Consider the following 8835-nt stretch of genomic DNA (forward strand, 5'->3'; position numbering starts at 1 on the left):
CTGCTTGGCGGCGCGGTGGAGCAGCTTGATCACCACCTGGCCGTTCTCGCTGTCGAGCGCGCTGGTGGGCTCGTCGGCGAAGATCAGTTGCGGGTCCTTGGCGAGCGCCCGGGCGATGGCGACGCGCTGCTTCTCGCCGCCGGAGAGCTCGGCGGGACGCTGCCCCATGCGCGCCTCCAGGCCGACTTCCATCAGCGCGTTGGCGGCGCGCTCGCGGGCCTGGCGCCGGGGCACGCCCTGGTACTTCAGGATGATCTCGACCTGCTGCAGTGCCGTCAGCGCCGAGAACAGGTTGAAGCCCTGGAAGATGAAGCCGCAGTGGTCGAGGCGGAAGCGGTCGGCCTTGCCCGAGCGCAGGCTCCAGATGTCCTGGCCCAGCGACGTGACCTTGCCCTCGTCGGGCTTCAGCAGCCCCGAGAGCGCCGCGACCAGGGTCGACTTGCCCGAGCCCGAGGGGCCCATGACCATCGTGACCTCGCCGTGGTCGGCGTCGAAGTCGACCCGCTTCAGCACCTCGATGTGGGTGCGGCCGGTCTTGAAGCGCTTGTAGACGCCGGTGGCGGCGATCGCCTGTTGCGAAGCACTCATCTCAGCAGGTCCGCGGGCTGGCTCTTCTTCAGGACGCCGAGGGCCAGGAGGCCCGACGCCGCCGAGATGATGAGCAGGAGGATGGAGACGCCGACGATCCACGGCACGGGGAAACCCATCGGCACCCCGTTGCCGCTCGCCAGCAGGTAGACGCCGAAGGTGAAGACCGCCGTCGCGGCGAGGCCCACCAGGCCCACCCACCACGAGAGCTCCATGACGATGACGCGCAGCGGGCCCATGCCGACGCCCAGCGCCCGCAGCGAAGCGAACTCCTTGATCGAACTCAGGATCGCGCCGCGCAGGGTCTGGCTGGTGATGCCCACGCCGATCAGGAAGGCGAGGAACACCGAGAAGCCCACGAACATGCCGATGATCTGCTCCTGCATGATCGCGCCCTCGTTGGCGTCGGCGAGTTCCTGGCGGGTCCAGGCGCGGTACGCGCCCTTGGCGCTGGCGTTGAGCTGGTCGCGGACGGCCACGGCGCGGGCCGGGTCCTTGATGCGGACCATCAGGGGGCCGGTCTTGCCGTTCTTGGTCAGCATGCCGAGCAGACGCAGCGTGTCGCGGCTGACCGTGACCGAGGCGTTGTTGATGTCGGGATAGCCGTGGAGGATGGCGCGGACCCGCACCGTCTTGCCGTTCAGCGTTGCGGAGTCGCCCAGCTTCACGCCCAGGCGCGCCAACTGGCTCTCGTCGATCGCCACGGCATAGGGCTCGAGCAGCGCCACCCGCGTCGCCTCGGGATAGTCGACGGGCAGCGCCACCGCGCCCGGGCGCGTGTCGACCATGTTGACGTTGACGTAGGTGGTGACGGCCTTCTTGCCGTCCTTCGGCTGGTTCACCCAGCGGCCGCCGTCGTTGTCCCAGGCCGCGACCTCGGTCACCTCGGGGTTCAGGTAGATCTGCGGCTGCAGGCGCGCGGGCAGGGCGCCGCTGCCGCCGTTGATCAGGCTCTCCATCTTGGCCGGCAGGATCATGATGTCGGCGCGGCTGCGGTCGATCGTGGCGGTGACGCCCCTGACGATGCCGGTGAACATCCCGACCTGGGCCAGGATCAGCAGGCCCGAGAACGCGAGCGCGACGACGGCGGCGGTGTAGCGCCGCCATTCGTACAGCAGAGTTGCCAGCGCCAGAGACATCGTGACGAACCGCCCTCACCTTCGAGCGTGGGGTGTCGTGTCGGCGGGGTCCGCGAGCCAGTTAATTCGTCGTAAGGCCGGTCGGACCGCCGCCTGCAAGCCGCGCTCGATCCTAAGAGGCGCGAGGGGTTTGCGGCGGATGCGGCGGGGGCGATTAAACCTTCGTAACCTGTGACCGGCCGCCCGGCGCGGGGGGCGCTTGCGCTCCGGGCGCTTTCGGCGTGCATTGCTGCCCTTGAGCCGCTGACTCGGCGACGCATCGGGGGATGCATGTTCGGCTTCGGTCTGGAGAACGCCCAGAGTCTGGTCGGCGTCGCCGCCATCCTGGCGATCTGCTGGGCCGCCTCCGAGAACCGCGGCCGGTTTCCCTGGAAGCTCGCCATCGGCGTGATGGCTGTGCAGGGCCTGCTGGTCCTGGCGCTCTTCGGCCTGCCGGCGCTGCGGGCCGGGCTGGAGGGGGTCGGCGTCGCCGTCGACGGTCTGGCGACTTCCACCCAGGCGGGCGTCGCCTTCGTGTTCGGCTTCCTGGCGGGCACGCCGAACCAGCCCTACGCGCTGACCGACCCGGGCTCGCTGTTCGTCTTCGCCTTCCGCGTGCTGCCGGTGATCCTGGTGGTCTGCGCGCTGGCGGCGCTGCTGTGGCACTGGAAGATCCTGGTCTGGATCACCCAGGGCTTCGGGATCGTCTTCGAGCGCACCATGGGGCTGCGCGGCCCGCCGGCGCTGGCCACCGCCGCCACCGTCTTCATGGGCCAGGTGGAAGGGCCGATCTTCATCCGCAGCTACCTGCCCAGCCTCTCGCGCTCGGAACTGTTCATGCTGATCACCGTCGGCATGGCCTGCGTCTCGGGCTCGACGATGGTGGCCTACGCCACGATCCTGAAGGACGTGCTGCCGGGCGCCGCCGCCCATGTGCTGACCGCCTCGATCGTCTCGGCCCCGGCCGGCGTGCTGCTGGCCCGCATCATCGTGCCCCGCGACGCCGCCATCGAGGAGGCGCAGGCCTACGATCCGCTGGCCGCCAAGAAGTACGACAGCTCCATCGACGCCCTGATCAAGGGCACGACCGACGGCCTGCAGATCGTCATGAACGTGGGCGCGACCCTGATCGTGTTCGTGGCCCTGGTCGCCATGCTCAACAAGATCCTGGGCTCGGTCGGCGACCTCGTCGGCTACAAGCTCTCGGTCGAGGCCGGCCTCGGCGTGATCTTCGCCCCGCTGGCCTGGGCCATCGGCGTGCCGTGGCACGACGCGCCCGTCGCCGGCTCGCTGCTGGGCGTGAAGCTGGTGCTGACCGAGTTCACCGCCTTCATCACCATGGGCGGCATCCCCGTCGATGCGATGGATCCGCGCTCGCGCGTCCTGATGACCTATGCGCTGTGCGGCTTCGCCAACGTGGCCTCGGTGGGGATCAACCTCGCCGGGTTCTCGGTCCTGGTGCCCGAGCGGCGCAACGAGATCGTCGGCATGGTCTGGAAGGCGATGATGGCCGGCTTCCTCGCCACCTGCCTCACCGCCTCGATCGTCGGCCTGCTCCCGGCGGCTCAGCTCGCGTCGTGACGGGCCGTCGGGCGACCCGATGAGGCGCGCCGCTAACTGAAGATCCAGTCGCCGGCGACCAGGTTGTACTTGTTCGACAGCGTGATGGTCTCGGTCGCCCCGGTCACGCCGTCGGTGATGATCCAGTTGGTCAGGCTGCCCGTCACCTTCGCGATGGTCGAGCCTGCGCCCCAGCCGTGCAGCTCCAGCTTCTCGCCGGCCGCGAAGTCGGTGATCGTGTCGCCGGCCGCCTGGCCCTTCTGGAACACGAACCGGTCGAGGTCCGCGCCGCCGGTCAGCTTGTCGACGCCCGCGCCGCCGTCGAGCGTGTCGGTGCCGGCGCCGCCGCTGAGCGTGTCGCCGCCGTCCAGTCCGGAGAGCCGGTTCGCCGCGGCGTTGCCGGTGAGCGTGTTCCCGAGCGTGTTGCCGCTCCCGTTTGCGGCGGCCGTCCCCGTGAGGGTCAGCTTCTCGATGTTGTCGCCCAGCGTGAAGCTGACGCTGCTCGACACCAGGTCGGTCCCGGCGTTCGGGCCCTCGACGGCCACGTCGCCGACGTCGTCGACGTAGTAGGTGTCGTCGCCGCCGCCGCCTTCCATCCGGTCGGCGCCCGCGCCGCCCGTCAGCTTGTCGTTGCCGGCCCCGCCCAGCAGCGTGTCGTTCCCGGCGTTGGCGCTGATCGTGTCGGCGCCGTCGCCGCCGTCGATCACGTTGGCGCCCGTGTTGCCGGTGATGGCGTTGTCGAGGCCGTTGCCGGTCCCGTTGATGTTGGTCGTCCCGGTCAGCGTCAGCCGCTCGATGTTGGCGCCCAGCGTGTAGGTCGCCGACGTGCTGGTGACGATGTCGTTGCCGCCGCCGCCGGCGCCTTCGCTCGCCACGTCGCCTGCGTCGTCGACGTAGTAGGCGTCGTCGCCCAGGCCGCCGTCCATCGAGTCGGCGCCGGTCCCGCCGTTCAGCCTGTCGTTCCCCTCGCCGCCCAGCAGGGTGTCGGCGCCCTCGTTGCCGTTGAGGGTGTCGTCGCCGAGGTCGCCGGTGAGGACGTTGCCGGCGGTGTTGCCGGCCAGGGTGTTCGCGAGCGTGTTGCCCGTGCCGTTGATCGCCGCGGTCCCCGAGAGCGTCAGCCGTTCGAGGTTGGCGCCCAGCGTGTAGGTGATCGCGCTGGTGACGAGGTCGTTGCCCTCGTTCGCGGCCTCGACCACCACATCGCCGGCGCTGTCGACGTCGTAGGTGTCGTCGCCCTGTCCGCCGGCCATGAAGTCGGCCTCGGTTCCTCCGGTCAGCTTGTCGTTGCCCTGGCCGCCGATCAGCGTGTCGGCGCCCGCGCCGCCGACAAGCGTGTCCGCGCCCGCCAGCCCGTCCAGCACGTTGCCGGCCGAATTGCCGGTGAGGGTGTTGTCGAGCTCGTTGCCCGTGCCGTTGACGGCGGCCGCGCCGGTCAGCGTCAGTTTCTCGAGATTGGCCCCCAGGACGTAGCTGCCGGCGCTGTTGACCAGGTCGACGCCTTCGTTCGAACCTTCGACGATCGTGTCGCTGGCGTCGGCGGTGTAGGTGTCGTTGCCCTGGCCGCCGACCAGGCGGTCGACGCCGGGGCCGCCGTCCAGCTTGTCGTTGCCCGCGCCGCCCGAAAGGGTGTCGTCGAACACGCTCGACTTCGACAGGCCCGCGGGCGCGGCCGTGAGCGAGATGGTGTCGGCCGACGCCGTGCCGGTGACGGACACCCCGGCCGGCGAGATGTCGTAGATCAGCGCCGAGACGTCGAGGCGGCCGCCCGTCACCGTCTTGCCCGCCAGCGAGGCCGTCGGCGTCGTCGCGGCCAGCAGGTCCGCGCGGATCTGCGCGGCGCTCGCGCCGGGGTTCAGCGCCGCATACATCGCCACCGCGCCGGTGACGAAGGGCGTCGCCATCGACGTGCCGCTTTTCGCGCCGTAGCCGCCGGGGATCGTCGAATTGATGTTCGTGCCCGGCGCCCCCAGGTCGACCGTGGCCGCGCCATAGTTGGAGAAGCTGGAGAGCGCGCCTGCCGAGGTGATCGAGGCGACCGCGATCACGGCGTCGTAGCCGGCCATGGCGACGGTGTCGTAGTTCGACGGGTAGTTCGGCACGACGTTGTTGTTGTCGCCGACCTGGTCGTCGCCGCCGTTGCCGGCCGCGGCGATGAACAGCACGTCCGCCTGCGCGCCGCGGCCGATGGCGTCCCCGAGCAGGGGCGAGACCCCGCCGCCGCCCCAACTGTTGTTGGTCGCCACGATCGAACTCGCGCCGGGCGCGGCGCTGAGCGCGGTGACGTAGTCCAGGGCCCGGATCGCGTCCGACGTGTAGCCGCCGTCGGGCCCCAGGAACTTGGCCACGATCAGTTGCGTCGACCAGGTGACGCCCGCCACGCCGACGCCGTTGCCGCCTTGCGCGGCGATGATGCCGCCCACATGCGTCCCGTGGCCGACGTCGTCGAACGGGTCGTTGTCGTTGTTGATGAAGTCCCAGCCGATCAGGTCGTCGGTGTAGCCGTTGCCGTCCTCGTCCAGCCCGTTCTCCCAGCGGGAGTCGGCCAGCAGGTCGCCGGCGTCGATGCGGCCGTTCGCGTTCAGGTCGCTGACCTGGCCGGCGTTGGCCGCGGCGTTCAGGTCGCGGAAGCCGATGTGGCCGTCGCTGTCGGTGTCGACCAGCAGGGCCCGCAGCGCGACGGGGATCTCGCCCGGGTTCAGCCAGACGTTCAGGTAGAGGTCGGGATGGGTGTAGTCGAGGCCGCTGTCGACGAGCCCGACGGCCACCTTGCTGGAGCCGGTGTAGCCCGCCGTCCAGGCCTCCCCGGCCTGGCTGCCGTTGACGTTCGCCTTGGCGGTGGTGTCGCCGTACATTCCCCAGCTCTGGCCGCCCGTGTAGACCGGGTCGTTCGAGACGTCCTGGGCGGTGACCTCCAGGGTCGGCGGGTCCAGGACGACCGGGTCGTCGCCGCCGCCCTTGTCGAGGCCCCCGCCGAACGGCACGGGGTCGCCGCCGAGGATCGGGTCCGCATCGCCGCCGCCGCCCGGATCGCCGCCCCCGTCGTCGCCGCCCCCTTCGCCGCCCCCTTCGCCGCCGCCGCCATCGTCGCCGTCGTCGAAGGTGTTGAGCACGTAGTCCGGCTGCGCGGTCTTGACGCCGGGTATCTGCGAGATCTGCTGGATCGCGTCCTCGATCTGCGTCCCGGCGCTGACGGTCAGCCGCAGGAACGCCGAGGCGGCCGCCCCATTGCCCGGTCCCGCCACGACCGCCAGTCCGCCCAGCGCCGTCTTCAGGGCCGCGATGTCCGCGCCCGACTCCAGCGTGATCAGCACCGTCCCCGGCCGCACGGCGTAGCTCTGGAAGGTGTTGTCGATCGCGGGCACCTGGACGTCCTCGGGCTACTCACGCCTCAGGACCAATGGACGCCCGGGACTGTCGGCCCCGCGTCGGCCGCGCCCGTTGTGCCCCGCCAGCCCCATGTGGCGGCGCCGACTATGACCGCTTCCGCCCGATCGGCGAGCGGATTCTCCCCTGGCGCGAGACGCAGGCGCCCGTGCTCAGCGGGGCGCGATCAGGGCCAGCGAGGCGATCCGTTCCTCCAGCGACGGGCCGGTGGCCATGACGAACACCTCCTGCGCGCCGCTGGCCTGCGCCTTGGCCTCGAGCCGCGCGCGCACCGCCTCTCCGCTGCCGGCGATCGTGCGGCCCTCGACGTCGGCCAGCAGCGGCGAGCCCTTCCACTCCGCCAGGAACGCCTCGGCGCCCTCGACGTCGGCGAACCGCCGGCGATGGCCCGACAGCATCGAGACGGTCGCCGCGCGCCGCACCGCGTCGCCGCGCCAGCCGGCCTCCTCGGTCTCGGCCGCGTAGGCCACCACCGCCGTCCCGGCCCAGGGCTCGCGACGGAACTCGGACGGCTGGAACGCCCTGCGGTAGGCTGCGATCGCCGGACCGCCCTCGGCGCGGGCGATGAATTCCGCGAAGACCATGCTCACGCCCATCATGCCGGCGAAGGTGGCGCTTTCCTCCGAGGTGCAGAGCACGAAGACGTCGGGGTGCGACGGGCCGGACGGGTTGGCCCTGATGTCGTGGATCGGGTGGCCCTCGGGGATCGGGACCTTCCCGCTGGCGTCCAGCAGCCACGCCGCCAGAAGCTGGAAGTAGCGGGGGAAGGCCTCGGACCCGACCGAGCGCAGCGCCCCGCCGGTCCGGCCGTCGGCGCCCAGGGCGCGGCCCACGCCCAGGTCGATGCGGCCCGGCGCCAGAGCCTCCAGCTCCATGAAGGTCTCGGCCACCTTCAGCGGCGAGTAGTTGACCAGCATCACCCCGCCCGAGCCCAGGCGGATGGTCGAGGTCACCTGGCTGATCGCCGCGATCAGGATCTCCGGGTTCGGCGAGCCCAGGCCGGCGATGTTGTGGTGCTCGGCCAGCCACAGGCGGTGGTAGCCCAGCCGCTCGGCGGCCCTGGCCACCTCGATCGTCTCGCGCACGGCCTGCGCCTGCGTCGCCTCGCCGGTCACCGGCGACAGGTCCAGCACGGAAAGGAGGGTCATCGGCCGGGCTCCATCCACCGCCCGCGGGTCCAGCGCTCCGGGCGCAGGACCGCGGCGATGCCGTCGGGCGTGAGGGGGCGGGGCGCCATGCCGGACCTAGCCGCGCACGGTCGTCTTCTTCAGCACCGACGAGAAGGCCGCCACCGGGCCGCCCGGCGCGCTGATGATCCCACGGACGAAGACCATGCTGCGGCCGGCCTTCACCACCTCGCCGCGGCACTCCACCAGTTCGCCGATCCGCGCCGTGCCGACCAGCTCGCAGTTGAAGGTGGCGGTGACCGTCCGGCTGCCGTCGATCGCGTCGCGCGCGATCACGAACAGGCTGAAGTCGGCGAAGGTCATCACGCAGCCGCCATGCATGAAGAGGCCGCCGTTCATGTGCTTGTGCTCGGCCCGGAAGGCGCAGACCTTCTGCCCGTCGGCCTCGACCTTGTAGTAGAACGGGCCCGCCAGGTCCTCGAACGGATCGCCGCCCGGATAGCACTGCCAGCCCGCCCACTCGCCGTCCGTGACGGTGGTGAGTTTCGAGATGTAGGTGTTCTCCAGAACCTCGCCGCCGTCCATTGCACGCCTCTCCGAACCGCCTAGGCTGGCGCTCTTGGCATGAGGGACGCCGATGGGAAAGGGTTTGCTCGGGCTGTTGGGGTTCGGGCGAGGCGGGAAGCTGCTGGACCTCTTCGCCTTTCGAGAACGCGTCGCCTCCAAGGTTCGGGCTCTCCATCCCGACGCGGTGATCGAACGCGAAGGCGACGAGACGTTGCTTGTGAGGCTTTCGGGCGACGTCGAAGCGGCGACGTTGAACTGCGCTCGCCTTCACCAGTTCTACTGCCAGTCGCCAGCGGACCTGGACGTTCACGTCGGACAACTCGCCGCTGCGGTTGATGGACGATCCACTACGGCGGCGGCTGACGCGCTGCGGGTGCTCGTGCGTCCAGAGACTTATCTTTTCAACGGCGACGACGCGCAGCTCAGCCGGCCTCTCGTCGGCGACCTTTGCGCGATCGTCGCCATCGACTCGGATGCCGCGGTGGGCTTCC

At 70.7% G+C, this 8835-nt stretch carries 7 protein-coding genes; 2 read left to right on the plus strand and 5 right to left on the minus strand.

The genetic code is table 11. From position 1 onward, the window contains the following. Window positions 1-588 (minus strand): ABC transporter ATP-binding protein (locus JNL41_RS02455; protein WP_293472683.1); only part of this gene is annotated, 588 nt, incomplete at its 3' end. After that, entirely contained in the window at window positions 585-1727 is a 1143-nt protein-coding gene (locus JNL41_RS02460) for an ABC transporter permease (protein WP_293472684.1), read from the minus strand. The genes JNL41_RS02460 and JNL41_RS02455, both read right to left, overlap by 4 nt. 270 nt (window positions 1728-1997) lie before the next feature. On the opposite strand from JNL41_RS02460, the gene JNL41_RS02465 reads away from it, so the two are divergent. Then, window positions 1998-3287, plus strand: coding sequence for a nucleoside transporter C-terminal domain-containing protein (locus JNL41_RS02465; protein ID WP_293472685.1), 1290 nt, complete (start codon window positions 1998-2000; stop codon window positions 3285-3287). A 32-nt stretch (window positions 3288-3319) separates the two neighbouring features. Here the strand turns inward: JNL41_RS02465 and JNL41_RS02470 are convergent, their stop codons facing one another. From JNL41_RS02470 to JNL41_RS02480, 3 genes are all read right to left on the minus strand, one after another. Further along, window positions 3320-6628, minus strand: coding sequence for a S8 family serine peptidase (locus tag JNL41_RS02470; RefSeq protein WP_293472686.1), 3309 nt, complete (start codon window positions 6626-6628; stop codon window positions 3320-3322). 174 nt (window positions 6629-6802) lie between these two features. After that, window positions 6803-7798 carry an MsnO8 family LLM class oxidoreductase gene (locus tag JNL41_RS02475; protein WP_293472687.1) on the minus strand — a complete coding sequence of 332 codons (996 nt, stop codon included), beginning with the start codon at window positions 7796-7798 and terminating at the stop codon, window positions 6803-6805. A 96-nt stretch (window positions 7799-7894) separates the two neighbouring features. Continuing rightward, the gene (locus JNL41_RS02480; protein WP_293472688.1) at window positions 7895-8362 is read right to left on the minus strand and encodes a PaaI family thioesterase; all 468 of its coding nucleotides are present in this window, start codon (window positions 8360-8362) and stop codon (window positions 7895-7897) included. Window positions 8363-8414: 52 nt separating this feature from the next. On the opposite strand from JNL41_RS02480, the gene JNL41_RS02485 reads away from it, so the two are divergent. Next, the coding region (locus JNL41_RS02485) for a hypothetical protein (protein WP_293472689.1) at window positions 8415-8835 on the plus strand (421 nt) is incomplete at its 3' end.

The organism is Phenylobacterium sp. (assembly GCF_016793285.1).
GTDB lineage: Bacteria > Pseudomonadota > Alphaproteobacteria > Caulobacterales > Caulobacteraceae > Phenylobacterium.

Coding starts and splice junctions, on each gene's coding strand:
- JNL41_RS02480 (WP_293472688.1), bottom strand. CDS start 8,362: ATGGACGGCGGCGAGGTTCTGGAGAACACCTACATCTCGAAACTCACC.
- JNL41_RS02465 (WP_293472685.1), top strand. CDS start 1,998: ATGTTCGGCTTCGGTCTGGAGAACGCCCAGAGTCTGGTCGGCGTCGCC.
- JNL41_RS02460 (WP_293472684.1), bottom strand. CDS start 1,727: ATGTCTCTGGCGCTGGCAACTCTGCTGTACGAATGGCGGCGCTACACC.
- JNL41_RS02475 (WP_293472687.1), bottom strand. CDS start 7,798: ATGACCCTCCTTTCCGTGCTGGACCTGTCGCCGGTGACCGGCGAGGCG.